We start from the raw sequence: 24311 nt of genomic DNA, 5'->3' as shown, positions 1-24311 counted from the left end.
GCAAGGCCGTCAGTCACCATCTGCACGCGCGCCGCACCGACCGATTTTCGTGAGCACACAGGGGACCAGTGGACGCACGCACATGCAGTACCGGGATGAGCACGGACGACAAGAGGCGCACCGCCCCCGCGAGTGACGGGTCGACACCCTCGCGGGGCGCGTCGAGCGCCGAGGACGGCTTCGACGCTCTCTACGCCGATATCGCCCGCGGCCTGGTCCATCAGACCTATCTGCTGACCGGGCAGCGCCGCCTCGCTTTCGAGTCCGTCGAATGGGCCTTCCATCACGCCTGGGAACACTGGCCCGAGGTCGCCGCCGACCCCGATCCGGTCGTGTGGCTGCGCACCGCCGCCTACGACTACGCACTCTCCCCCTGGCACCGCCTGCGGCCATCACGCAAGAACCCCGACCTCCCCGTCACCGACGCCACCCACCAGGCCCTGCTCGACCTGGCGCCACCGCACCGACGCGCCCTCCTCCTCTGCGACGGCCTGGGCTTCAGCCTCGATCACGCGGCGCGCGAGATGCAGTCCAGCACACCGGCCGCGACAAGCCGCCTCCTCAACGCGCGCACCCACATCGCCCAGCGGCTACCCGGTCCGGACGACCCCAGCGCGGTGCGGCAACGGCTGCACGCCCTCACCGACGCCGTGTCGATCGCGACCGTGCCCCACGCCCGATCCGTTCGCACCAGCAGCGAGGAGCGCACCCGGTTGCAGACCCGGACCGTGTTCGCCGCGATTGGCACCCTGCTCTTCACCATCGCCGTCGCCATGATCCTCACACCCGGCCACTAGGTTCCGGCGACGCTGCCGAGCCAGTGCGCATCCGGGTCCGGGCTGGTCCGTAACCCCACCCGATGCACACCTGCCGTATTAGTCAGCCAATAAGCCAGTGTGCTGCGCACCAGGGTGCGTTCGTGTGAACCGTTCACTCGAACGCCACGCATCTTCCTTTCATTTACGTTCGTTAGGCGGATGTAAAACGAGTCGGATACATACGGAGAAAGGTTTCCTCCACCGAACGCGTCACCCGATGGTGAGCGGGAGGAAATGGGGCCGGCTTGCCAGATGGACATGGGTTCCCCGCTCCGGCAGCACACCCCCATGAACGGACCGAAAGAATCCCGATGAACTGGCACGACAGGGACAGGCCTTACGTCCCGCAGTACCCCTACAACTCCGATCCCCAGACATGGGATCAGCACGGCATCAACCGGATCCCCGCCCAGGAGGCCTGGGACAGAACCGGCCCGGACGGCACGCTCGGCGGCCACGACATCGAGCAAGAACTGGCCGAGATGCTCGCCTCGGTGTCGGCCCCCTCAACTACGGACGAGCCCGCGGCACCGCACCTGTCCCGCAGCGCGCGCCGGCGCATGCGCCCCAGACGGCAGTTCCTCGTGGCAGGTCATCGCATCACACAGGTCACGATCCTCTTCGCCGCCATCGCGGTGTGTGCCGCGTGCCTGCTGGCCTGGTCCATCACCTACACCTACAGCCAACTGCGCACCGTCGCCGAACTCATCCTGCCGGAGCGGCTCGCCCAATGGTGGCCGCTGACCGTGTACGGCCCTTGGCTGGTCGCGGCCCTGTCCATCCTCCGCGCCGCCGTTCAGCATCAGCCCGCACGCCGTTCCTGGGGCGTCCTGCTGGTGACCTCCGCCATCGCGGTAGCCCTGTGCGTCAGCCACTCCGCCCACTCCGTGCTGGCGTTCGTGACACTCGGCATTCCACCGATCACCGCGCTGGTGTGCTTCTGGGAACTCATCGGCCAGGTCCCTTCCAAACACCGCTCCCGCAAAGGCACTCACGCACAGAAGCGCCCCCGAGGGTAAAGCACGGTCAGCGGAAGAACCGTTTCTTCTTGTGGGTGCGGCTCGTTGATCCCCGTATGGAACCGGAGAGGGAAGACCACATGCCCACGAGCCCCACACGGCACAGGCGGCCCCCGGACTCCGCGTGGAGCAGGGCACGGTTGTGCATGGCACTGCTCGCCGTCACCATCGGCGTGGTCCTGGCCTGTATCTGGGTGATGTGAGCCGCCGCAGAGTACGGCGGCGAGTGACAGCCGGGTCCGAGCCGTCGCGGTGGGGTGAACCCGACGGTTCACCCCACCGCTCGGCTCTCGCCTCAGATCCGCCCGCCGGTCAGACGGGTGATCGGACCGTGCGTACGGCGCCCCGCACGACGACCCGCCAGGTAGGACGAAGCACCCAGCATGGACAGGCCCGCACCCACGCCGGCGACGACGAGGGCCTTGCGATGGGCGATCAACGTCCACGTGGTCTTGGCGAAGGTCACCGCCTGCCCCGAGGCGTCGATGACGGCCTGGCGGCCGGCTTGGACGCCCGCGGCCGCGCCGTTCACGATCGCGGTGCCCTTGTTGGCCGTACGCTCTGCCACATCCACAGTCGCTGATGCCACGTCACCCGACGTCTCGGCTGCCTTGTCCGCCGCCTTCGACGCGGGAGCAGTGGCCTTCGCTGTGGCCTGCCGGGCTTTCGCGGAAGTGCTCTGCCTGGCCTTGGAATCTCGATTCGTGCCGCTGTTCGATTGACTCATGCAGTTCGCGTTGCCGCACACGCCCATGGCAAACCCACCACTTCCGTGTATCGACCCCACGGCCGGTACGACGCCCGGATGGCGAAGCCGTTCAGGGGCATTCGTGAGGAGACAAAACGCCTCCGACGGATCGAGAGCCTCATGTACCGATGCCAATCCATGGCAGGCTTCACGCAGTTGCGCGACCCAGGAGGCAGCGCCGCTGAACAGCCTTGCGCCCGTGCCTCATTCCTCGCGGGCCTGGTTCCCGGAGGGCGCGGATGAACGGCGGCATACCGCCGCTGCGGGACCGTCACCTGGCCGCGGGATTCATCGTCCTGATGTATCTGCTGCTCGGCGCCCTGGCGGCCGCCCTGATCGTGGCCGGGTTCTCAGGGAGCGATGTCATGGCGGGCGTGGCCGGCGTGGTGGGCGGGGTCCTGGGAGCCGGTTTCGGTGTTCGACGCATCCGCCGCGCCCAGGAAGCTCCGCCTCAGTCCTGACAACGTCCAGTTGGCCGGCGTCCGCTCCCCCGGTCGGCCAGTCTCCCGATATTGCGCGGGTCTGGTCACTGGTTCGCAACGGACGGCGCCAGGGTGATCAAATGCGCCGCGGCGTGGCTGAATATGGTCTCTCCAGCTCACGCGGTTGCACAGGTAGCCGCTGCCACCACCCTCGGGGGACATCATGAAGGTCACGCATCGCCGCAGACAGGTCGCGCTCCGGACACTCGCTCTGAGCACTTACGCAGCTGGTGTCCTGGCGCTCACCGCCTGTTCCTCTCACTCCCCGGACGCGGCACCTACGGCGACGGCCGCCACCGCCTCGCCGACCAAGGCCGGCAAGGGCACCGTGGCGACCGCGCCCGCCACGGCCGCGCCCGCCGGAAAGGTCTCCACGTCACCCGACGCCAAGGTGGCCACTCCCCCGGCATCAGCCACCTCACCGGCCGAGGGCTCACCGGCCGCCGCCGGCGGTGGCGAGGACGACGGCTGTGACCACAAGATGCCGATCTCACCGGACGAGATCGCCGTCTACCGCTACACACCCGAGGGCGGCTCCCTCAGCCTGATCTTCCGCCACGGCAACTGGGGCTGCGGCACCCCGGATTCCGACGGCGCCCCGTTCGAGACCGTCGGCAAGGAAACCTATCTGCCCCTGGACCAGGCCGCGTACATCACCGTCACCAACCCCATCGTGGCCAGCACCGAGAACCAGCACATCGGCGTCCAGGAATTCCTCGACTGGCTGGAAGCACACCCCGACAGCGGCCTCGTTTTCCAGTACCACCTCGGCGCCGACGGAGCCATCGACAGCCTCGAAGAGGTCTTCACCCCCTGACGCGGGCGCGGATGCGGGCGCTGTCGACGACGGCTCCAGGCTGAGGCGTGCGCAGGGGTGTCACTGAGGCGACTCCCCTCGGCGCCTCGCCCGCGCCCGTCGGCCCGCGCGCTCCGCCTTGCCCATGAGCCGGTCCCTGCCCCACGACATCAGGAAGACCAATGGCGTGGCGAGCAGACCGATCAGCAGTGCCGGTGTCCAGTCCATGCCGTCTCTGCGATAGCGCATGATCAAGACGACACAGGCATAGGCCAGCACCACGAGAAGAGCGTTCTTCACCGGTTTCGGCAGCGTCATGCCGGCTCAAGTACCCATGGTCCGGGCGGCGATGTCAGTGGTCCGAGCAGCACGGGGTCGGCTCCGGTACTTCGAACGGGACGAGGGCTCCCCCAGCCGCCGGCATGGCCGTCAGGACGAGTTCGCCGTCCCGCCACTGCGGGCGAACGTGCTCGCGTGTCATCAGCGTCGTGCCGGGAGCGGGCGGGCCGGAAACGCCCAGTACCGTCACGCGGTCGATCGCGGAGCGCATCAGCAGTTCCGCCACCGTCAGCGTGCCGGTGAGAGCGGCGGCTCCGGGGTAGAGCACCGCACGGCCCTCCGAGTCGGGAAGGCCGTCCCGCACGTCGTGGCCCCGTGCCGTGAGCCGCTCCCGGACGGTGCTCAGGAGCGGCTCGGACGGCACGGTCAGGGAGAGAACGACACGCGGACGGTCTCCCCGAACGAGATGCGTACAGCCGAACGCGCCCTCAGGAAGGGCGAGTCGGGCAGCCAGCTCCTGGAGCAGGTGATCGGCCGCACGCAGCTCGCGGAGTCCGGGGTCCACCGTGAGGGCGTACGGCGTCACGACGGCAGGACCCAGATCGGGTTGGAGTAGAACCACAGGTCGAGCCACGGGTCGGCGTCGCCCACGACGTCGATCGCCGGCCCCACCGGGTCGACCTCAGCGCCCATCGCGCCGACAGCGGTACGGTTGCCGTCGCTGCCGCGCAGGCGGACGTAGAGCGGACGGTCCACCCGGCCGAGCTGGTACGTGCGCCGGACGACGCCCGAGGACTGGTCGACCTCGTAGGAGCGGACCACCTTGGCCGTCGGCGCGGTGAACGTGTCCTGGTCCGCGACCGGCCCCGTGACCTCGCCCTGGATGACGTCCATGCGCGCCAGCCGGGGCACGTACCCGGCCCAGTTGGGGCCGCCCGCGAGGGTCACGTCGATGGTCAGGGTGACGCTCGTGCCCTTCTTCACGTGCAGGGCGCCGCCCAGCGTGGCCCAGCGACCGCCGCCCGCGAGCCTGGCGTCCAGGCCGCTGAGGAGCTGTCCGTGGTCGACCCAGACCCGGCCCGCGCGGATGCCGTCCATGACCGCGGCGTAGGAGAAGCCGTCGGCTCCGACGTGGGTCCGGCTGTACTGGCCGGGCCAGTAGTCGCCCTGGGTGATGTCGATCTTTCCGCCGTAGACCGGGTCCTCGTAGCGGCCGTTGGCGTTGAAGTCCCCGCCGGGGCCGCGCACGGCGGTGTCGCCGTAGACCTGGTGGCTGTCGCTGTTGGCGGTGATCCACCACGGCTTGCCCTCGGCGAGGAGGCTGTCCCACAGTCCGCCGACCGTGGCGGTCATCCAGTCGAAGCCGCCCCAGGTGCGGTAGCTCTCCAGCGGGTAGCCGGCGAACGAGCCGGCGCCGGGGCTGTTGTCGTAGATGCCGCGGGCGCGGGCCATGCCCAGGGGCGCGGGCAGTCCCGCGGCCTGGTGTCCGGGGGCGCCCTCGAAGCCGACGGCTATCTGGCGGCCCGCGCCGGTGGCGTCCCGCCAGCCGCGTATCTCGTGCGGCGAGTCGACGCCGCGCCGCGCCGGGTGGTTGGCGAGCATGAGCGCGTCCTTCACCTTGCGCCGCCACACCTGCTCGGCCAGGAAGTTCAGGCCCGCCACGGCCAGCGCCTCGTTGGCGGGCGTGGAGTCGCTCGCGCCCCGCACGCTGCCGTCGTAGTCGGTCTCGAACTGCTTGAGGACGGCGACCTCGTTCTTGCCGGGGTGCACGAAGACCGTGCCGTGCTCGGCGGCCGGGATGTTCCACTCCAAGCCCTGGAAGACGAGCGTGTCCTCGTACGCGGCGCGCGCCTCCCTGATGTCCGGGTTCACCTTGTCCACGCCGATCCTGGCGTGGGTGGTGCTGCCGTGGTCGGTGATGACCATCCAGTCCAGGCCGTGCCGGGCGCCCTGGCGGACCTGGTCGACGACGCGGTACTTGCCGTCGCTGCTGTACCGGGTGTGGATGTGGTGGTCGCCGGCCAGCCACAGGAAGCCTTCGGGACGTCGGCCGCCGGACGCGGTGGTGGCAGCGGCGGCCTGCGTGGCGTCGGCGAGGACGCCTCCGGCGGCCAGGCCCGCGCCGAGGAGTCCGGCCCGGCGCAGCAGAGCGCGGCGGGACTGCTGCTCGGGGGTGAGCGCCTCGTCGGGCACGGAGGTGTCGAAGGCGGCGGGCAGGGCGGGAGCCGCCTCATGCGCATGACCGTGGTCGTGTTCGTGGTCGTGTCTGTGGTGGTGATGGCCCTGACCCATGACGCCTCCTGGTTGCCGCTGCCTCCGCGGCTGCCTTCCGCCGCGCGACCACGCCGCGTGTGAGGAGGATCGAGGCCTCAGATGAACGGTTACACCCCAACACCCCTTGTCCAGGAGGCAATTGAGGACACAAATGAAGTCGAGCACCAGGTCGCCCTGGTGCTCGACTTCACCGCTTGCTCTGGCCCGGATATCGGCTTCAGGTCACCATCGATACCAGCGACCGCGTCCGCCGCTCGCGTTGGTCGAACGCATGAGGAAACCGAGCAGCCACACCGCGAGCACGATCAGCGCGACCCACCACAGGAGCTTCACGGCGAAACCGGCGCCGAAAAGGATGAGCGCGAGAAGAAGAACAATCAGCAGGGGAACCATGTTTATCAACCTCCTGGCCCAGCGTGTTCCCGGCCTTTCGGTATGCATGCTCACGACGTGTGTTGTTTGTGGAGCGAATTCCGGGGCACCTGCCGCCTGTTGCGCAGAAAGGGCCCCCTTCCGGGAGGCCCTTTCTGCACTCGTTGCAACAGTGAGGAAATCCTTGGTCGTCAGTTCAGGTTCTGGGTACGGCGGCGGCGCACGATGAGGAATGTGCCGGCACCGAGGGCCACGGCCGCGGCAGCCGCGCCCGCGAGGGGCAGTGTCGAGGAGCCCGTGTCCGCCAGGTTGCCCCCGGTCGTCGTCCCGCTGCCGCCGGTCGTCGTCCCGCTGCCGCCCGTGGTCGACCCGTTGCCGCCGCTCGCTGTCCCGCCGCCGGTCGACGAGGAACCGCCGCCCGAGGTGTCCGCGCCGCCGGTCGTGCTGCCCGTCGTGCCGCCCGTCGTGCCGCCGGTCGAGTCGCTCCCCCCGCCGGTGACGTCCAGCGTGATGGCGGCCTTGTCGTTGGTCTTGTCGGGGTCGAAGGGGCGCGCTTCGCTGCTCAGGGCCACCGAGCCCTTGGCGCCCGCCACCCGCTTGTCGATCTTCAACTCGAAGGTGTAGGTCTCCTGGCTGCCCTCGTTGAGCGACCGCATGCCGCAGACATACGTGTCCGCCTCGGCCCGGCAGAACTGGCCGCGCTTGACCACCGACGTACCGGCGGGAGGTGTGATGACGACGCTGACGGCGGGGTCGCCCTCCCTGGGCCAGACCCACGCGGGGCCGGCGTTGGTGAACGTCGCCTTCATCGTCACCGTGTCACCGACACTGCCTCGCAACGCGTCGCCGGTCACCTGGTAGTCGGCCGTGTTGACGGCGGTGACGGGCACAGTGACCACCTGCGCGGATCCCGCAGCACCGTTCTGCGCCTCGACCAGCTTCACCGCGGGCGCGGGTCCCGCCACCGGATCGGTGCCGTTGTCCTCGTAGGCCGGTCCGCCGTCCGCGACGCGCGCCCGGAGTTGCTCGTTGAGCGCGCGGCCCAGCACCTTGACGCCCATGGCGGTCTCGGGGGTGTAGACGACTCCTGACTCCAGCGCCTGGTCGAACTCGCAGGACGCCGTCCACCGCTCGGGCATCTCGTCGTAAGGCCGGACATGCTGGATCAGACAGTTGGAGGGGACCTCCTCGAACTCCAGCCCTCGGGTGATGTCGTAGGTGATCCAGACCTTCTCGGGGGCGGTCCCGACGCTCTTGTTCGCCACGGTCACCGGTACGTCGAAGCCGTCCCCCGGCTTCACCCCGTCGACCGCGGTGAGCCCTCCGACGACCAGTTCGGGCTCGGGCTCATCGCCGAAGGCGGCGGGAGCCGCGGCCAGCGCGATCAGGGCGGCAGCGCCGAGGGCGGCGACACCGACACGGCGGACGCGACGGTTGCGTGACGACACGGGCATGGAGAGATCCTCTGTCGGAGCCAGGTAAACCGACGGTGTCCTCCAGGCGAACGATCCGTCGGCTCCCTAGACTCCCGCCGGCCCCGGAGGGTTGCACGGCCGGCGCCCCCTGCTCATGGCGCTTCTCGCGATCCCGGCTACAACTTCTCAACTCAGGGAAGCCGTGCGGTACTTCTTCGGCCGCACCTCTTGACGGCTTTGGTGTAGACCTTTAGGTTCACCAGCCAGCAGACATTCCATGCATGCGACCTCTGCACACGTATGTGAACACCCCTGTTCACCTCTCACCGCCCCACGCCGGCGGCGTCCACCCCCCACCCCAGGACGAAAGGCCCCTCGCCATGCAACGCCTCGCCCTGCGCTGCGCTCTTGCCCTCACGCTCGGCCTCACCTCCGTGGGCACCCTCGCAGCCGCCTCCGCCTCGGCCGCCACCGGCACCATCACCGGCCTGGCCGGCAAGTGCCTCGACGTGGCCGGCGCGAGTTCGGCCGACGGCACGGCCGTACAGCTCTACGACTGCAACGGCACCGCCGCCCAGCAGTGGACGGTCGGCTCCGACGGCACCATCCGGGCCCTCGGCAAATGCCTTGACGTCACCGGCAGTTCGACGGCCAACGGGGCCCAGCTCCAGCTCTGGACCTGCGGTGGCGGCGCCAACCAGAAATGGACCGTCAGCGCCGCGCGCGACATCGTCAACCCGGCCGCCGACAAGTGCCTGGACGTCACAGGCAACTCCTCCGCCAACGGCACCCGCACCCAGCTCTGGACCTGCACCGGCGCCGCCAACCAGAAGTGGAACGCGCCCGCCGCCGGTGGCGGCACGCCCCCGCCCGGCGCCGCACCGATGGCCGTGGCGCCGTACCTCTACAACGGCTGGGGCAATCCACCCAGCCCCACGACTGTCATGAACGCGACCGGCGTGAAGTGGTTCACCCTGGCGTTCGTCCTCAGCAACGGCTACTGCAATCCGCAGTGGGACGGTGGCCGGGCGCTGACCGGCGGGGTCGACCAGCAGACCATCAACACCGTACGCGCAGCCGGCGGCGACATCGTCCCGTCCTTCGGCGGCTACAGCGGCAACAAGCTGGAGAGCTCCTGCTCCAGCGCCGGCGAGCTGGCGGCGGCGTACCAGAAGGTCATCAACGCCTACTCGCTGAAGGCGATCGACATCGACCTCGAAGCGGACGCGTACAGCAACGGGACCGTGCAGCAGCGGACCGTGGACGCGCTCAAGACCGTGAAGGCCAACAACCCCGGCATCAAGGTGTACGTCACGATCGGCACCGGACAGAGCGGCCCCGACACGAGCCTGATCAACCGGGCCGCGTCGTCCGGGCTGACCGTGGACGCCTGGACGATCATGCCGTTCGACTTCGGCGGCGCGGGCCAGAACATGGGCACGCTGACCCAGCGGGCGGCCGAGGGACTCAAGACCGCGCTGAAGAACGCGTACGGCTACAGCGACGACGCGGCCTACCGGGACATGGGCATCTCGTCGATGAACGGCATCACCGACGACAACGAGACCGTCACCACCGCCGACTTCCAGACCATCCTCGGCTACGCGCAGACCCATCACCTGGCACGCCTGACGTTCTGGTCCGCGAACCGTGACCGCCCCTGCCCGGGCGCCTACCCCAACGACGACACCTGCTCCGGCGTGAGCCAGAGCAACTGGCAGTTCACCAGCATCTTCGCCCGGTACACCGGCTGACGCCCGCACTCCGCGGACTACACGGAAAGGATCGACCAGACACATGAACACCGTCAGATCCGGCTCCACCCGCGCGCTCCTGCGGGTCCTGCTCCTGCTGGCCACCCTCATGGGCCTCGCGGCCGTACCGCCCGTCGCACAGGCCGGCACCGCCGCGACCCCGTTCAAGGTCCTCGCCCTGTACAGCGGCACCTACGACGCGGCACACATCGACTTCGACAAGGAGGCCAACGTCTGGTTCCCGCAGCAGGCGGCCGCGGGCGGCTTCACCTACACGGCCAGCACCAACTGGGACCTGCTCGCCAACGGCGGGGTCAACGCCTACCAAGTCGTCCTGTTCCTGGATGACTTGCCCCAGACTTCCGCCCAACGCTCCGGATTCGAGGCGTACATGAGGGGTGGAGGCGGCTTCCTGGGCTTCCACGTCTCGGCGTTCACGACCGACGCGGCCGGCTGGTCCTGGTACCACGACACGTTCCTCGGCTCGGGCAACTTCGCGTCCAACACCTGGGGTCCGACCGCGGTGACCCTGAAGGTGGAGGACCGCACGAGCCCGGCCACCGTGAACCTCCCGGCCACCTTCACCTCGTCGGTGAGCGAGTGGTACAGCTGGTCCAGGGATCTGCGGCAGAACCCGGACATCAAGATCCTGGCGTCGATCGACCCGAGCAGCTTCCCGGTCGGCACGGACCCCAACCAGTCCTGGTACAGCGGCTATTACCCGATCCTGTGGACCAACACGAAGTACAAGATGCTGTACGCGAACTTCGGCCACAACGCCATGAACTACACGACCAACACGCGACTGTCGTCCACGTTCGCGAGCGCGACCCAGAACCGGTTCCTGCTCGACGGGCTCAAGTGGCTGGGCGGGGGCGGCACCACGACCCCGCCGACGGACGACCAGATCTCCGAGACCGCCTGGTACTCGCTGCAGAACGGCGGCAACGGCACGTGCGTGGACGCCCGTTCGGCGGCCACGGCGAACGGGACGGTGATCCAGCAGTACGCCTGCAACGGCACGGCGGCGCAGCAGTACCGCTTCCGGAGCACCGACAGCGGCTATCTCCAGGTCACCGCACGCACCAACCCCGCCCAGGTGATCGACGTGACCGACCGCTCCACGGCGGACAACGCCCCATTGCAGCTGTGGGCCTATTCCGGCGGCACGAATCAGCAGTGGCAGCCGGTACGTGAGACGAGCGGGCGCTATCACTTCGTCGCCCGGCACAGCGGCAAGTGCCTGACGGCCGCCTCGGCGGCGACGAACAGTGTCCAGCTCACCCAGCGGACCTGCGACGGCTCGACCGCGCAGGCCTTCCAGCTCGCCGTGCAGTCCTGAGCCACCGCACGGCGATACGGGACGCCTCACGCCCTGCTGCGTTCCACGGCCGGGGCGGCGGATGACTTCCTCGCATCCGCCGCCCTCGCCGCATGCCGGTTAATCGGTTGCACGTCGGCTGGGCGTTGGGTCTGATCCCGGTCATGACGATGGTGTTGAGTACGCCGACCGCCGGCCAAGTGGGCGACGCCCTTGCGGCGTTGCGGGAGTGGCAGCACGACGGCGCGCCGATGCAGTTGCATCCCGGGGACCTCGGCTGGAACTACCGGTTCGGCGCGGCCGAGACGGCGGCGGTGGTCCGGACCTGGAGCCGGGACGGACGGATCCTCGCCGTCGGGATGCTGGATTCGCCCACGCTGGTGCGGATGACGGTCGCTCCCGACGCTGTCCGGGACGAGGCCCTGGCCCGGCGGCTCGTCAAGGATCTGTCCCAGCCGGAGCGCGGCGTGCTGCCGGAGGGAGCCGTGTCCGTCGAGGCGCCGCGGGGCCTGCTGCTGCACGACCTGCTGGACGAGGAGGGCTGGGGTGTCGACGAGCCGTGGACGCCGCTCTTCCGCGACCTGGCCGAACCGGTGGAGGACCCCGGCGTGCCGATCAGGGCGATCGGCCTGGAGCAGGCACAGGACTTCGCGGACGTCCTGCGGTCCGCGTTCAACACCACGCGGCCCACGCGCGAGTACCGGCACAAGATGACCGCGGCACCGTGCTACGCCGAGGCGCGCTGTCTGGGCGCCTACGACGACCGGGGCAACCCCGCGGCGGTGGTGACGGTCTGGTCGGCCGGACCCGGGAAGCCTGGACTGGTCGAGCCGATGGGCGTCCACGCCGACCACCGGGGCCGCGGCTACGGCCGGGCGATCACCGTCGCGGGGGCGGCCGCACTGCGGGAGATGGGCTCGTCGAGTGCGCGGGTGTGCACGCCGAGTGCCAATGTCGGCGCCGTCGCCACGTACAGGGCGGCCGGGTTCACGGCCGTGCCGGAGATCGCCGACCGGATCAGGAGGGTCTGAGCGAGCGGGATCCGGCGCTGGGCCTCGTACACCGTGCCACCGCCGGCCCGACCTGCGACGGCGATGGCGGTGGCACGGTGGATGGCCCTCCCCCGGTGGGGTCCGGATGCAATATCGACGGCCGTCAGGACTGTGACTGCGGCTGCGGGTGGTCCACCAGGTCAAGTGCCTGCTCAACGCTCTCCGACACCGGGACCGTCAGACTCACACCGGTGAGATCGAGTATCCGGCGTACGGCGGGCTGCGGCGAAATGATGTGGACGCTGCCGGGCAGGTTCCGGGCTTCCTGATAGACGCGAAGAATGATGTTCATACCGGACGAGTCCATGAACGGAACCTGAGTGAGGTCGAGCAGGAAATGGCGTCGGCCGTGGTGCAGTTGGTTCGCCAGATGGTGACGGAACTCCGTCGCGGTGTCGACGTCCAAATAGCCCTGCACCGTGAACAGGGCCACGTCGTCACGCAACAGAGTGACCTCGACGGACAAGGGATTCTGGGCAACGGACACGTATGCCTCCAACAACGTCTACTACGGCCAGGTCTGGCGGCTCTCACCTGCGGGTCGCGGCGTGCGCCGCGGATGCGCGCTTACCCGTGAACGCGCACGTCATGCACCCCTGAGCAAAAGGCCGTTCGACGTGCGCGGCGGTACGTGACACGGTGGGAGGAGCCCAGTGGCCTCCCCAGGCCACCAACCCCCAGGGAAGGGGGCCCGAAAGATGGGCACCCGCATCACTTTGAGTCCCGGCGGTTACGCCGCCACGCTGACCGTGGACGACGCCATCGACGACCGTGCCAGGCCCGCCATCGAAGGCGCGGCCACCGCGCTGCCGCTCTCCGTGCGCCGGCTCACCCTCGACCTCGCCCGCGTCGACTTCGTGGACTCGGCACTCCTGCATCTCCTCCTCACCGTCGACGGTTGCGTCACCCGGCGCGGCGGTCTGCTCAGGATCGTCGGCCTGCACCGGCAGCCGCGCCGCCTGCTCGCCCTGGCGGCCGACGTACGGCCCGAGGCCAACTGGAAGGAGTACCTGGGCTCTCCCGGCCCGAACTGACGCCCTGTCGCGGCCGGGTCCGTATGGCGTCCCCGGAGGAAAGTCACCCCGCATGCACAGGGGCCGACCGGGTATCTGCAGCGAAGGGCACACAGCAACGGCCCGCCATCCGTTCGCTGGGAAACACCGCGTGACAGGGCGTCCGGCGCCGGGGCACAACCCCTGGGGCGCGCTCATCGGTCTCTCCACCGTCACGCCGGCCGGCTCCGCCATGCCGCACAGGCTGCGGATGGTGCCGCGCCCCACCGACACAGCCCTGACGGTGGCAGACCCGTTCACGAAGGCATCGAAAGGCCGCCCGACATGAAAGAAAACGCAACGATCCTCGCCCTCGGCCAGGACCGCCGACCGGCCGTGGAGGGGCCCTGGGCCGTGGTCGTACGGTGAGCCGGCCGGACCGCACGGCCACGGTGACGACCGCGGCGGCGGCACGCGAACACGCGCGTTCGGTCGTACGGGAGGAGTGGAACACCGCAGCCCGCACGGCGCGGGAAGAGGACGTCGTCGATCTGCTGCTGGTCGTCTCCGAACTCGTCAGCAACGCCCTGCGGCACGGTGAGGGGCTGGCCGGGTTCGAGGCCGCCGCCACCCCGGACGGCGTCCGGCTGGCGGTCCACGACCACAGCGATGTCGTCCCCGACGTAGTCCACGGTTCCGGCACCTTCCCCCTGGCGGGGCACGGACAGGGCTACGGCTGGCCGATCATCATCCGCCTGGCGCGTGACATCGTCGTGCGGCACCGGCCCGGCGGCGGCAAGACGATCAGCGTGCTGGTCCCGCTGCGCAGCCGGTCCTAGCCGCCTCACCAGGGCAGAAAGACATGCACGTCCTTCCCGTCCGGCTGTGTGACGACACTGACCTGGCTGCCCAGGGACTGGACCAGATACCAGCCGACCCCGCCGCCCCCGTCACGGCGGAAGGGGCGTGGAGCCGGGGGTGTGCTGCTCGTGTCGTGGACCACGACATGAACGCCGTCGAAGGTCTTGCGCAGCCGGACCTCGAAAGGCCCCGGCGCGTACTGGACCGCGTTCGCGGCCAGTTCGTTGACGACCAGGAGGATGTCGTCCCAGTGTTCCGGTGCGGTCGGCGGCGCCACCCCCGTGAGGTCGTCGAGAAAGCGCTCGGTGTCGAGCCGGGCGGTCGTCACATCATGCAGCTCACCCCGGTAACGCGTGGCCTGTTCCGGGGTGCTCCCCGACGCCGCACTCTCCTGCCAGCGGTGCTCGGTCGTCATCTCGCCTTCCCACCAGAAGCCGCGCCCCTTCCGGCCCGGCTCGCTTGTCCCTGCGGTTGTCTGTTTTCCCGAGGACGACGAGACTACGCGCACGAAAATCGATCGGACCCGACCCGCTAGGTCACTTGGATGCCCACGACGCAGGTGTCGTCGTCGGTGTCGGACCTGCTGTGGGTGAGCAGATGGTCCAACTGCTGTTCGAGCGCGGGCTGGAGGGTCCGGGCGGTGGTCAGCAGATGGGTGAGGGATTCCTCCACAGAACGGTCACGCCGTTCGATCAGACCGTCCGTGTACATCAGCAGGGTGTCGTCCACGGCCAGTTGCATCTCACGTTCCTCGTAGACCGCCTCCGGTACTGCGCCGAGCAGCAGCCCCTTGACCAGGGGCAGCGCGGTCGCCTCGCCGCCGCGTACCAGGACCGGCGGCAGATGGCCCGCCCGGGCCCAGCGCAGGCTGCGGCGCTCGGGGTCGTAGAGACCGCAGACCGCGGTGGCGGTGACGGCCCCGGTCAGATGGTGGGCGACCATGTTGAGCCAGGACAGCAGCTGCCCCGGCCCGGCGCCGGTGACGGCGAGGCCGCGCAGCGCGTTGCGCAGCACGACCATGCTGGTGGCGGCCTCGATGCCGTGTCCGGCGACGTCCCCCACGCACAGCAGGATCAGCCCGGAGGGCAGGACCACGGCGTCGTACCAGTCGCCGCCCACCAGCTGCTCGGTCTCGGCCGGTCGGTAGCGCACCGCGACGCGCAGTCGGGGTGCCTCCAGCGGGGCCTGCGCCGGCGGCATGATGGCGTGCTGCAGCTGAAGGGTCAGCCGGTGGCGTTCGCTGGCCTGCTGCTCGGTGTGGGCGAGCTGGTCACGGGTCGCGGCGAGCGCCACCTCGGTCCAGTGGTGGGCCGAGATGTCCTGGTAGGCGCCGCGTACGACGTGCAGCCTGCCGTCGGAGTCGAGGACCGGTTCGGCGGCCACCCGCAGATGCCGGGTGACCCCGTCGGGTCGTTGCAGACGGAAGGCCGTGGCGGCCGGCCGGTGGTGGTGCAGCAGAGTGCGCAGGAAGCGGCCGATGGCGACCGCGTCGTCCGGGTGGGCGTGGGCCGGCAGCTCCGCGAGCGGGACGGGGCCGAGTGACACCGGCTGGCCGTACAGGTGGTAGAGCTGGCCGTTCCAGGTGATCTCGGCGGTCAGCAGGTTCTCCTCGAAGCCGCCGATGCGGCCGAGGCGCTGGGCGTGCTGGAGCAGGTTCGCCAGGCGTGCCGTCTCGTCCTCTATGCGCCAGAGCAGGAGGACGCTGCCGCCGTGCCGGCTGATGTTCACGTCGGCGACCGCGGCCAGCGGCACATCGCCGACCAGCGCGGTGAGCCGCATCCGCTGGGCGCGGAACGGTTCCCCGGTGGCCTGCACCCGTTCGACCTGCTCGAACAGTCCGCCGTCGCCGGCGGCCATCGGGTACGCCTCCAGGAGCAGCGCGCCGTTGACGACGCCTCGCGGCCGGCCCGCGGGGTCCAGGAAACGGGCGTTGACGTGGTGGATGCGGAAGTCGACGAGTTCCCCGCCCGCGTCGACGTGCGGCACGAGGACCAGGGCGGGATCGTGGAGTCCGTCGGCCAGGTCCACCAGCTCGGCGGCGTCGGGCAGCACACGGGGGCTGCCGTCCGGGCGGCACAGGGCGTACGTCTCCAGGGTGTGGGCGCACAGCTCCGCCAGAGCCTCGATCTGCCGGGCGATCTGCGGGGGCTGGGGTTCCAGCGGGTCCGGCCAGACGATCTCCAGGACCCCGTGGATACGGCCTGCGGCGGCGGCCGGCATGGCGACCCGGCCGCCGTGCGGGAACTGGTGCTGTCCCACGGAGGGCAGCCCGGTGTGGGCCAGGGAACCGATCCAGTGGCCCGTGCGCACGGCCAGACCGCGGCGGGCCACGGTGGCCACGCCCGGCGGTACGTGCCGCCAGCGCCCCGCCTCCGCGGGCGAGAATCCCGCACTGCCGGCGAGGCTGAGGGAGCCGTCCGCGCCCAGGGCCCAGATGGCCACGGCCACCGCGCCCAGCGGGGCCAGCGCGTGGGCGAGCAGGGAGTCGGCAACGGTCTGCGCGTCCCGGGCGGCCAGTGCGGCGCTCTCCGCGGAGCGCAGTTCGACCGCGGACGAGCCCGGGCCGGGCGTGGCGGCGGTCTGGGTCCCTCCGGCGGTGGCCGCGAGGAAGGCGGTCGTCACTTCGGAGAGCCGGTCGCGGGAGGCCTGGTTGATCACCTCGACGGCGAACTCCAGTGGTGTCACGCCCGCTTGCTCGGTCAGCTCGGCCAACTGGCGTGCGGCCTGCGCCGGGCCGCACCGCAGGCGCTCGACGAGGATGCCCTTGGCCAGTTCGATCAGGGCCCGCCCGTCCGCTTCCGCCTGTGCGTCGCGGACCTCGCGCCGCAACCGCTCCACGGTCGTGGCGAGGCGTCCGACGGGAGAGACCCGGGCGTCCGCGCCGTCGGCGGCGTCCGTCGGCGTGTCCTCGCCGCTGCGGGCGGCGGGCAGGGTGGCACCGGCGATCGCTCGGGCGTCGGAGGGTTGCTCGCCGGGGCCGGCGCCCGGGGGGTCGGGGGGCTGGGTCGGTCGGCTCACGATGGCGGTGTTCCTCGCTTCGAACGTCCGGGGACGGCACAGGGGCGGCGGCTCACGACGGGCTCATGCGGGCAGCCAGCGCCGGACACGGCCGATGAGATCGTCGGAGTCGACCGGCTTGGTGACGTAGTCGTTCGCGCCCGAGGCGAGGCTCTTCTCCTGATCGCCCGGCATGGCCTTCGCGGTGACGGCGATGATGGGCAGGTCCGCGTACCGGGGCATCTGGCGGATCTCCGCGGTGGCGGCGTAGCCGTCCAGTTCCGGCATCATCACGTCCATCAGGACCAGTGAGATCTCCGGGTGGGCGAGCAGCATCTCGATGCCCTTGCGGCCGTTGTCGGCGTGCAGGACCTGGAAGCCGTGCATCTCCAGCACCCCGCTGAGTGCGAAGAGGTTGCGCGCGTCGTCGTCGACCACGAGGACCGTACGGCCGAGGAAGGTGTCGTCCAGCACCGGTTCGAGGGGCTGCTGGGGTTCGTCGGAGCGGACGAGCGGCAGGACGTCGCCGGGTTCCTCGGCGGACAGCTGGAGGGTGATCTGTTCGCGCAGCTCGTCCAGGCTGGACAGGAAGGCCAGTGGCCGGCCCGCCGCCCGGGCCCGCAGGGACTTCTCCCGCGTCAGGTCGACGCGCTGACTGGTGTGGACGAGCACGGGCACGCTGTTCAGCGCCGAGTCGCCCCGCATGGCTTCCAGGAGCTGGGCGCCCTCGCCGTCCGGCAGGCCGAGTTCCAGGACGACGCAGTGGCAGGGTTCGGCGGCGAGCGCGGCGGCCGCCTCTTGGGCACCGACGGCGGTGATGATGTCGATGGTCCCGCGGGGGTCGTCGGGGTTGTGCGCGATGTCGGCGGCCGCGCGCTCGGCGACCAGCGTGAGCAGACCGCGCAGCCGCTCCTCCACCACCAGCAGTCGGCGCCTGCGGCGCTCGGGCGCCGCGGCGGAACCGATCGGTGTCGGCGATCCGGCCGTGTCGTCCGCGTGTTCCCGCGGCCGGCCGCTGCTGAGCACGTCCTCGAAGTCGGCGCGGGCCACGGGCAGATACAGCGTGAAGGTGCTGCCCTGGCCGGGTGTGCTGTCGACGGTGACGGCCCCGCCGAGGAGATGCGCGATCTCCCGGGTGATGGACAGTCCCAGGCCGGTGCCGCCGTATTTGCGGCTGGTGGTGCCGTCGGCCTGCTGGAACGCGCCGAAGATCGTCTCCAGTTGCTGCTGCGGGATGCCGATGCCCGTGTCCTTGACCCGGAAGGCCACGACCGGGCCCCCGCGCAGGACTCCTGTGGGCACCTCCCGGTCGGCGGCGGGCTCGATCCGCAGTTCCACTCCCCCCTGCTCGGTGAACTTCACCGCGTTCGACAGCAGGTTGCGCAGGATCTGGCGCAGTCGGGAGTCGTCGGTGAGCAGGTCGGCGGGGGTGCCTGGCCCGGTGGCCACCGTGAAGTCGAGGCTCTTCTGTGTCGTCATGGGCCGGAAGGTCGCCTCGACGTACTCCAGAAGCTTGCGCAGCGGGACCCGTTCGGGGGTGACGTCCATCTTGCCGGCCTCGACCTTCGACAGATCGAGGATGTCGTTGATCAGCTGGAGGAGGTCCGAGCCGGCCGAGTGGATGATGCCCGCGTACTCGACCTGCTTCTGGGTGAGGTTGCGGGAGGGGTTCTGGGCGAGCAACTGGGCCAGGATCAGCAGGCTGTTGAGCGGGGTGCGCAGTTCGTGGCTCATGTTGGCCAGGAACTCCGACTTGTACTTGGAGGCCAGCGCCAGCTCCTGGGCGCGGGTCTCCAGTTCCTGGCGGGCCTGCTCGATCTCCAGGTTCTTCGCCTCGATGTCCCGGTTCTGTGTGGCCAGCAGGGACGCCTTCTCCTCCAGTTCGGCGTTGGAGCGCTGGAGTTCGTCCTGCTGGATCTGCAACTCCTCGGACCGCGACTGGAGTTCGGCGGTCAGTCGCTGGGACTCGTCCAGCAGCTCGTCGGTGCGGGCGTTGGCGACGATGGTGTTGAGGTTGACGCCGATGGTGGGCATCAGCTGGGTCAGGAAGTCCTGGTGGATCTGGGTGAAGGAGGAGACGGAGGCCAGCTCGATGACGCCGAGGACCTGGTCCTCCACCACGATCGGCAGCACCACCAGGGCGCTGGGCACGGCCTGGCCGAGGCCGGAGGAGATGGTGACGTAGCCCGGCGGCAGTTCCTCCACGGTGATGGCCCGGTGGTTGCGGGCGGCCTGCCCGACCAGCGAGCGCCCGACGGGGATGCGGACGGGCCGCTCGGCGTCGTCGGGCCAGCCGTACGATCCCACGAGCCGCAGCTCGTGTCCGCGTTCGCTGTCCTCCGCGAGGTAGAAGGCGCCGTACTGGGCGGTGACGAGCGGTGCGAGCTCGTCCATGATCAGCTCGGCGACGACCGGCAGCTCCCGGTGGCCCTGCATCAGGCCCGAGATACGGGCGAGGTTGGTCTTGAGCCAGTCCTGCTCCTGGTTGGCCCGGGTGGTCTCGCGCAGGGACTCCACCATGGAGTTGATGTTGTCCTTGAGGTCGGCGACCTCGCCGGAGGCCTCCACGGTGATGGAGCGGGTCAGGTCGCCCTCGGCCACCGCGCTGGTGACCTCGGCGATGGCGCGGACCTGCCGGGTGAGGTTCCCGGCCAGTTCGTTGACGTTCTCCGTGAGTCGCTTCCAGGTGCCCTCGACGCCCTCGACCTCGGCCTGGCCGCCGAGCCTGCCCTCGCTGCCCACCTCACGGGCGACGCGGGTGACCTCGGCGGCGAACGACGACAGCTGGTCGACCATCGTGTTGATGGTGGTCTTCAGCTCCAGGATCTCGCCCCGGGCGTCGACGTCGATCTTCTTCGACAGGTCGCCGTTGGCGACCGCGGTGGTCACCAGGGCGATGTTGCGGACCTGCCCGGTGAGGTTGTTGGCCATGGAGTTGACGTTGTCGGTGAGGTCCTTCCAGGTGCCGGCCACGTTGGGCACGTGCGCCTGACCGCCGAGCCGGCCCTCGGTGCCGACCTCGCGGGCCACGCGGGTGACCTCGTCGGCGAACGCGGAGAGCGTGTCGACCATGGTGTTGATGACGTCCGCCAGGGCGGCGACCTCGCCCTTGGCCTCGACGGTGATCTTCTGCGAGAGGTCGCCGCGGGCCACGGCGGTGGCGACCTGGGCGATCGAGCGGACCTGCCCGGTCAGGTTCGACGCCATCACGTTGACGTTGTCGGTGAGGTCCTTCCAGGTCCCCGACACGCCCCGCACGATGGCCTGCCCGCCCAGGTTGCCCTCGGTGCCGACCTCGCGGGCCACGCGGGTGACCTCGTCGGCGAACGCGGACAACTGGTCCACCATCGTGTTGATGGTGTTCTTCAACTCCAGGATCTCGCCCCGCGCATCCACCGTGATCTTCTGCGAGAGATCACCCTGCGCCACCGCCGTGGCCACCTGGGCCACGTTGCGGACCTGCGCGGTGAGATTGCCCCCCATGAAGTTCACGGAGTCGGTCAGGTCCCGCCAGGTGCCCTTGACGCCCTTGACGTCCGCCTGACCGCCGAGCCGCCCCTCGGTGCCGACCTCGCGGGCCACGCGGGTGACCTCGTCGGCGAACGCGGACAACTGGTCCACCATCGTGTTGATGGTGTTCTTCAACTCCAGGATCTCGCCCCGCGCATCCACCGTGATCTTCTGCGAGAGATCACCCTGCGCCACCGCGGTCGTCACCTGGGCGACATTGCGGACCTGCGCGGTGAGATTGCCCGCCATGAAGTTCACGGAGTCGGTCAGGTCCCGCCAGACACCCCCGACACCGGGCACCTGGGCCTGGCCGCCGAGCCTGCCCTCGCTGCCCACCTCACGGGCGACCCGGGTGACCTCGTCGGCGAACGCGGACAGCTGGTCGACCATCGTGTTGACGGTCTCCTTCAGCTGGAGGATCTCGCCGCGTGCGGGCACGTCGATCTTCTGCGAGAGGTCGCCCTTGGCCACCGCGGTCGCCACCTGGGCGATGTCACGCACCTGTGTGGTGAGGTTGCCCGCCATGGCGTTGACCGAGTCCGTCAGGTCGGCCCAGGTACCCGACACACCCGGTACCTCGGCCTGGCCGCCCAGGGTGCCCTCGGTGCCCACCTCGCGTGCCACGCGCGTGACTTCGGAGGTGAACAGCGACAACTGGTCCACCATGCCGTTGAACACCGTGGCGATGTCACCGAGCAGGCCCTCGCCGTCGGACGGCAGCCGGGTGCCGAAGTCACCGTCGCGGACGGCGGTCAGGCCGGCCAGCAGTTGCCGTAGCTCCTGCTCGCCCGGAGCCCGCTCCACGGCCTCGATCGTCTTGCCGGTCATGCGCATCCTCGTTCCGCTCCCCGGGAGCCCTCACAGCGAGGACTCGGAACCGCGCCGGGCCGTGAACGGCCCTGCCCACCGCCTGCGTTTCCGCTCCTCACGGACCCGCGCGATGAGGAAATCCGGTGAAGGTTAACTCAGTTGTCAGGCGACAACCAAAGTCTGGCGGGAACCGCTCGGCCACACAGAATCCGGGGTCCCGAAGCGGCATGGTGAAGCCCTTTCAGGGTACGCGGAGGGGTTGCTTCCGCCGCGGGCGCGGCACAGTTCGGGAGCCTCACAGGAGTATTTCGGCGATACGCGGGTACGCGCGCGCTCATGAACGGGGTATTGCAGGCCGGCGTCAGGGAGCCCGTCGCGCGCGAGGAGTGTTCCCGGATGCCGGACGAAGCACTGGCCGAGCTGATCGTGGCCCTGGACGGGGCGGTCGGCTGCATCGCCGACGCGCGGGCCTGCGCAGCGGATTTCCTGACCCGGGCGCAGACCGACCACGGGCTGCCCGTGTCGGCGCGTGCCATGGACCTGGCGCAGCTGGTGGTCAGCGAGCTGGTCACCAACGCGCTCAAGTACGCGCCCGGGCCGGTCCTGCTGGAGCTGCGGGTCGCCGCGGGCGCGGTGGAGATCACGGTGTGGGACACCGATCCGACCCTTCCGAGGGCTCGGGCCACCGACGCCGACCGCGTGGGGCAGCACGGCCTGGAGATCGTCATGGCCGTGGTCGAGGGATTCGAGGCGCACCGGGAGCCCGTCGGCAAACGGATCACCGCGCGGCTCGCGCTGTCGGACAGTCCGCTGCCGGGTCTGGACGGCTGACGCCCACGCCGTCCTGCCTCGCGTCGGGGGCGCCGAGCCGTCGGGGGGCGCGGAGCCGCCGGGTACACGGAGCTGACGTGCGCAGTTTCTCCACGATCTGGGCACGGGGTGGAACCACCGGTCCGCCCGGCAGAGGTCCCTACGATGGCTGGGTGGCGGTGCTTGCTCGGCGACGCTTCGGGTACCGCGAGGGAGTGAGGGTGGTATTCGTATGCGCAGGCGACTGCTGAAAGCAATGGGTTCGTGAGTCGGCTCAGCGGCTTCGGGCACGACATGCCGGACGGCGCGGGCGGTCCGGGCGAGGGTGCGCTGTCCCTCGCGCGGGAGATGTCCGATGCCGTGGACGGGCTGGCGCACCTGTGGTCGGTGGCCGGACAGAGAGCGAACCTGCGGCTGTCGCCGCACCAGTTGCGGGCCCTGCGGATTCTGGAGTCGGGGCCGGGACTCAACCTCACCGCCCTGGCGGAGGGCATGGACATAGGGCTTCCTACGGCGAGCCGGCTGTGCGACCGGCTGGAGGCGGCGGGCCTGCTGGAGCGTGAGCTGCACCCGCACAGAAGACGTGAGGTACAGCTCCACCTCACCGGACGCGGCCGGCAGGTGCTGGTCGAGGTGGCCTCGCGCAGAACGCACGCGCTCGCCGTCGTTCTCGCGACGATGGACCCGGCCGAGCGTGAGGCGCTGAGCCGGAGCCTGCGCGCCTTCCTGACCGCTCAGGAAGGCGGCCACCACGGCACCACCGGGCCCCGGGACCCCCATCACTGATCGGGGCCGGTCAGTGCGGCCGACCGTTCCAGTCGAGGCACACGACAGCCGCGTCCGACGCCAGCTCACTGCTGCCGTGGTGCTCGATCAGCCCGGCGACGACCGCGCGGGCGGTCTCGTGCGCCGCGGCGTCACGGGTCGCGCTCAGAATCTGCCGCAGGACCTCCTCACCGAAGACGATGCCCGAGGCGGAGCGGGTGGCGTGCACACCGGTGCTGACCACGATGAGACGGTCACCGGGCTCGACCTGAAACGTCTGCTCGTCGTAGACGCTCTCCTCGAACATCCCCAACGGCAGCTGCGCCTCCAGCTCGATCTGCTCGGTGCGCCCCTCCCGCTGGCGGAACAGCTGGGGAGAACCCGCGTCCACCGCGTGGACCGTGCCGGTGGCCAGGTCGAACTCCAGCAGCAGCGTGGAGGCGTACTTCGCCCCGCCGTACTCGGAGTAGACGGCCTGGTCGGCGAGGCTGGCCTGGTCGGCCAGGGGCACCCCGGCGCGGCGGGCGTTGCGCAGGGCGGCGACCGTGAGGCTGGTGAGCAGGGACGCCTCGATGCCGTGTCCCATGCCGTCCGTGACAGTGAGGACGAGACGGTCGGCGCCCGCGGACCAGTCGAAGTTGTCGCCGCCGATGGCGTAGGCGGGCTCCAGGTGGGCGCCCACCGTGAACTCGTCGCGGGCACAGCCGCGTGCGGGCAGGAGCTGCCACTGCATCTCCGCGGCCAGCGTGAGACGGCGGGTTCGGCGGGCCAGCAGGAAGAGGTCGGTGTCACGTCCGGCGGTGGCGACCTCGTGGCCGAGCGCCGTGGCGAAGTCGCCGAGCTGGAGCACGAGGTCGGGGACGGCGGCCTCCACGGGGAGCCGGACCGTCAGGACGCCCAGGCGGTCGCCGCGCACCGTGACGGGCAGATGCACGAGGTGGCCGGCCGGGCTGCGGACGACCTCGATCACCGGACTCTGCTCGCGGAACGCCTTGCCCTGCGGTCCGTCGTGAGCGGAGACCGGCGTACCGGTGTCCGGCAGATGGGACACCGGGCGCAGCACGGAGAGCGCGTAATCGACGAGGAAGAGGGTCACCTCCCCCGCCCCCACCCGCTCGGCGAGGACACGGCGAGCGGTGGCGACCAGCCGGTGGGGGGCCGCATCGCGCAGCCGGGCCTCCACCGAGGGAAGTGGTTCAGCGGCATCCACGGCATCAGCCCTCTCGCCCGATGCCC

23 protein-coding genes are annotated in these 24311 nt (G+C 70.2%); 12 read left to right on the top strand and 11 right to left on the bottom strand.

Annotated elements, in window-relative coordinates; translation table 11 throughout:
• Positions 1-95 precede the first annotated feature (95 nt).
• From OG885_RS43145 to OG885_RS43135, 3 genes are all read left to right on the top strand, one after another.
• Positions 96-797 carry a hypothetical protein gene (locus OG885_RS43145; protein ID WP_405742169.1) on the top strand — a complete coding sequence of 234 codons (702 nt, stop codon included), beginning with the start codon at positions 96-98 and terminating at the stop codon, positions 795-797.
• Positions 798-1129: 332 nt separating this feature from the next.
• Positions 1130-1837, top strand: coding sequence for a DUF2637 domain-containing protein (locus OG885_RS43140; RefSeq protein ID WP_405742168.1), 708 nt, complete (start codon positions 1130-1132; stop codon positions 1835-1837).
• Between the two features lie 80 nt (positions 1838-1917).
• A complete protein-coding gene (locus OG885_RS43135) occupies positions 1918-2040 on the top strand; it encodes a hypothetical protein (protein ID WP_405742166.1) in 123 nt (40 codons plus the stop codon).
• 92 nt (positions 2041-2132) lie between these two features.
• On the opposite strand, the gene OG885_RS43130 is transcribed toward OG885_RS43135, so the two are convergent.
• Positions 2133-2405 carry a hypothetical protein gene (locus OG885_RS43130; RefSeq protein WP_405742165.1) on the bottom strand — a complete coding sequence of 91 codons (273 nt, stop codon included), beginning with the start codon at positions 2403-2405 and terminating at the stop codon, positions 2133-2135.
• A 419-nt stretch (positions 2406-2824) separates the two neighbouring features.
• Here OG885_RS43130 and OG885_RS43125 point away from each other — a divergent pair, with 419 nt between their 5' ends.
• Entirely contained in the window at positions 2825-3046 is a 222-nt protein-coding gene (locus OG885_RS43125) for a hypothetical protein (protein WP_405742163.1), read from the top strand.
• A gap of 184 nt (positions 3047-3230) precedes the next feature.
• Positions 3231-3884: a hypothetical protein gene (locus OG885_RS43120; protein ID WP_405742161.1), complete on the top strand. Its 654-nt coding sequence runs from the start codon at positions 3231-3233 to the stop codon at positions 3882-3884.
• A gap of 60 nt (positions 3885-3944) precedes the next feature.
• On the opposite strand, the gene OG885_RS43115 is transcribed toward OG885_RS43120, so the two are convergent.
• The 5 genes from OG885_RS43115 to OG885_RS43095 all read right to left on the bottom strand — a co-directional run bounded on the left by OG885_RS43115 (position 3945) and on the right by OG885_RS43095 (position 8242).
• A complete protein-coding gene (locus tag OG885_RS43115) occupies positions 3945-4181 on the bottom strand; it encodes a hypothetical protein (RefSeq protein ID WP_405742160.1) in 237 nt (78 codons plus the stop codon).
• 34 nt (positions 4182-4215) lie between these two features.
• A complete protein-coding gene (locus OG885_RS43110; RefSeq protein WP_405742158.1) occupies positions 4216-4728 on the bottom strand; it encodes a hypothetical protein in 513 nt (170 codons plus the stop codon).
• On the bottom strand, positions 4725-6434 hold the full coding sequence (locus tag OG885_RS43105; RefSeq protein WP_405742156.1) for a PHP domain-containing protein: 1710 nt from the start codon (positions 6432-6434) through the stop codon (positions 4725-4727). The genes OG885_RS43110 and OG885_RS43105 overlap by 4 nt, the downstream gene beginning before the upstream one ends.
• 204 nt (positions 6435-6638) lie before the next feature.
• Complete coding sequence (locus OG885_RS43100; RefSeq protein WP_329343060.1) at positions 6639-6809, bottom strand: hydrophobic protein; 171 nt, start codon at positions 6807-6809, stop codon at positions 6639-6641.
• A gap of 170 nt (positions 6810-6979) precedes the next feature.
• Positions 6980-8242 carry a hypothetical protein gene (locus tag OG885_RS43095; protein ID WP_405742154.1) on the bottom strand — a complete coding sequence of 421 codons (1263 nt, stop codon included), beginning with the start codon at positions 8240-8242 and terminating at the stop codon, positions 6980-6982.
• 341 nt (positions 8243-8583) lie between these two features.
• Here OG885_RS43095 and OG885_RS43090 point away from each other — a divergent pair, with 341 nt between their 5' ends.
• The 3 genes from OG885_RS43090 (at position 8584) to OG885_RS43080 (ending at position 12309) form a co-directional block, all read left to right on the top strand.
• On the top strand, positions 8584-9957 hold the full coding sequence (locus OG885_RS43090) for a ricin-type beta-trefoil lectin domain protein (protein ID WP_405743152.1): 1374 nt from the start codon (positions 8584-8586) through the stop codon (positions 9955-9957).
• 43 nt (positions 9958-10000) lie between these two features.
• The gene (locus OG885_RS43085) at positions 10001-11299 is read left to right on the top strand and encodes a ThuA domain-containing protein (RefSeq protein ID WP_405742153.1); all 1299 of its coding nucleotides are present in this window, start codon (positions 10001-10003) and stop codon (positions 11297-11299) included.
• A gap of 143 nt (positions 11300-11442) precedes the next feature.
• Complete coding sequence (locus OG885_RS43080) at positions 11443-12309, top strand: GNAT family N-acetyltransferase (RefSeq protein WP_405742151.1); 867 nt, start codon at positions 11443-11445, stop codon at positions 12307-12309.
• A 124-nt stretch (positions 12310-12433) separates the two neighbouring features.
• Here OG885_RS43080 and OG885_RS43075 read toward each other — a convergent pair whose 3' ends face one another.
• Positions 12434-12817, bottom strand: a complete 384-nt coding sequence (locus OG885_RS43075) for an STAS domain-containing protein (RefSeq protein ID WP_405742149.1) — start codon at positions 12815-12817, stop codon at positions 12434-12436.
• Between the two features lie 211 nt (positions 12818-13028).
• Here OG885_RS43075 and OG885_RS43070 point away from each other — a divergent pair, with 211 nt between their 5' ends.
• Both OG885_RS43070 and OG885_RS43065 read left to right on the top strand, forming a co-directional pair.
• On the top strand, positions 13029-13364 hold the full coding sequence (locus tag OG885_RS43070; protein WP_405742147.1) for an STAS domain-containing protein: 336 nt from the start codon (positions 13029-13031) through the stop codon (positions 13362-13364).
• A gap of 383 nt (positions 13365-13747) precedes the next feature.
• Positions 13748-14161, top strand: a complete 414-nt coding sequence (locus OG885_RS43065) for an ATP-binding protein (RefSeq protein ID WP_405742145.1) — start codon at positions 13748-13750, stop codon at positions 14159-14161.
• Between the two features lie 5 nt (positions 14162-14166).
• Here the strand turns inward: OG885_RS43065 and OG885_RS43060 are convergent, their stop codons facing one another.
• The 3 genes from OG885_RS43060 to OG885_RS43050 form a co-directional block, all read right to left on the bottom strand.
• Positions 14167-14598 (bottom strand): ATP-binding protein, encoded by a 432-nt coding sequence (locus OG885_RS43060; RefSeq protein ID WP_405742143.1) that lies wholly within the window; start codon positions 14596-14598, stop codon positions 14167-14169.
• Positions 14599-14714: 116 nt separating this feature from the next.
• Complete coding sequence (locus tag OG885_RS43055; protein ID WP_405742141.1) at positions 14715-17201, bottom strand: SpoIIE family protein phosphatase; 2487 nt, start codon at positions 17199-17201, stop codon at positions 14715-14717.
• Positions 17202-17264: 63 nt separating this feature from the next.
• Positions 17265-21518 (bottom strand): HAMP domain-containing protein, encoded by a 4254-nt coding sequence (locus tag OG885_RS43050; RefSeq protein WP_405742139.1) that lies wholly within the window; start codon positions 21516-21518, stop codon positions 17265-17267.
• Positions 21519-21896: 378 nt separating this feature from the next.
• On the opposite strand from OG885_RS43050, the gene OG885_RS43045 reads away from it, so the two are divergent.
• Both OG885_RS43045 and OG885_RS43040 read left to right on the top strand, forming a co-directional pair.
• Entirely contained in the window at positions 21897-22331 is a 435-nt protein-coding gene (locus tag OG885_RS43045; RefSeq protein WP_405742137.1) for an ATP-binding protein, read from the top strand.
• A 243-nt stretch (positions 22332-22574) separates the two neighbouring features.
• Positions 22575-23096, top strand: coding sequence for a MarR family winged helix-turn-helix transcriptional regulator (locus tag OG885_RS43040; RefSeq protein WP_405742135.1), 522 nt, complete (start codon positions 22575-22577; stop codon positions 23094-23096).
• A 10-nt stretch (positions 23097-23106) separates the two neighbouring features.
• Here the strand turns inward: OG885_RS43040 and OG885_RS43035 are convergent, their stop codons facing one another.
• Positions 23107-24285: a PP2C family protein-serine/threonine phosphatase gene (locus OG885_RS43035; protein ID WP_405742133.1), complete on the bottom strand. Its 1179-nt coding sequence runs from the start codon at positions 24283-24285 to the stop codon at positions 23107-23109.
• Positions 24286-24311: the final 26 nt, after the last annotated feature.

This window comes from Streptomyces sp. NBC_00028, assembly GCF_045041065.1.
In the GTDB taxonomy this organism is placed as follows: domain Bacteria; phylum Actinomycetota; class Actinomycetes; order Streptomycetales; family Streptomycetaceae; genus Streptomyces.
The sequence above is the reverse complement of the archived record's forward strand: the minus strand, read 5'-3'. Positions and strand labels throughout refer to the sequence as shown.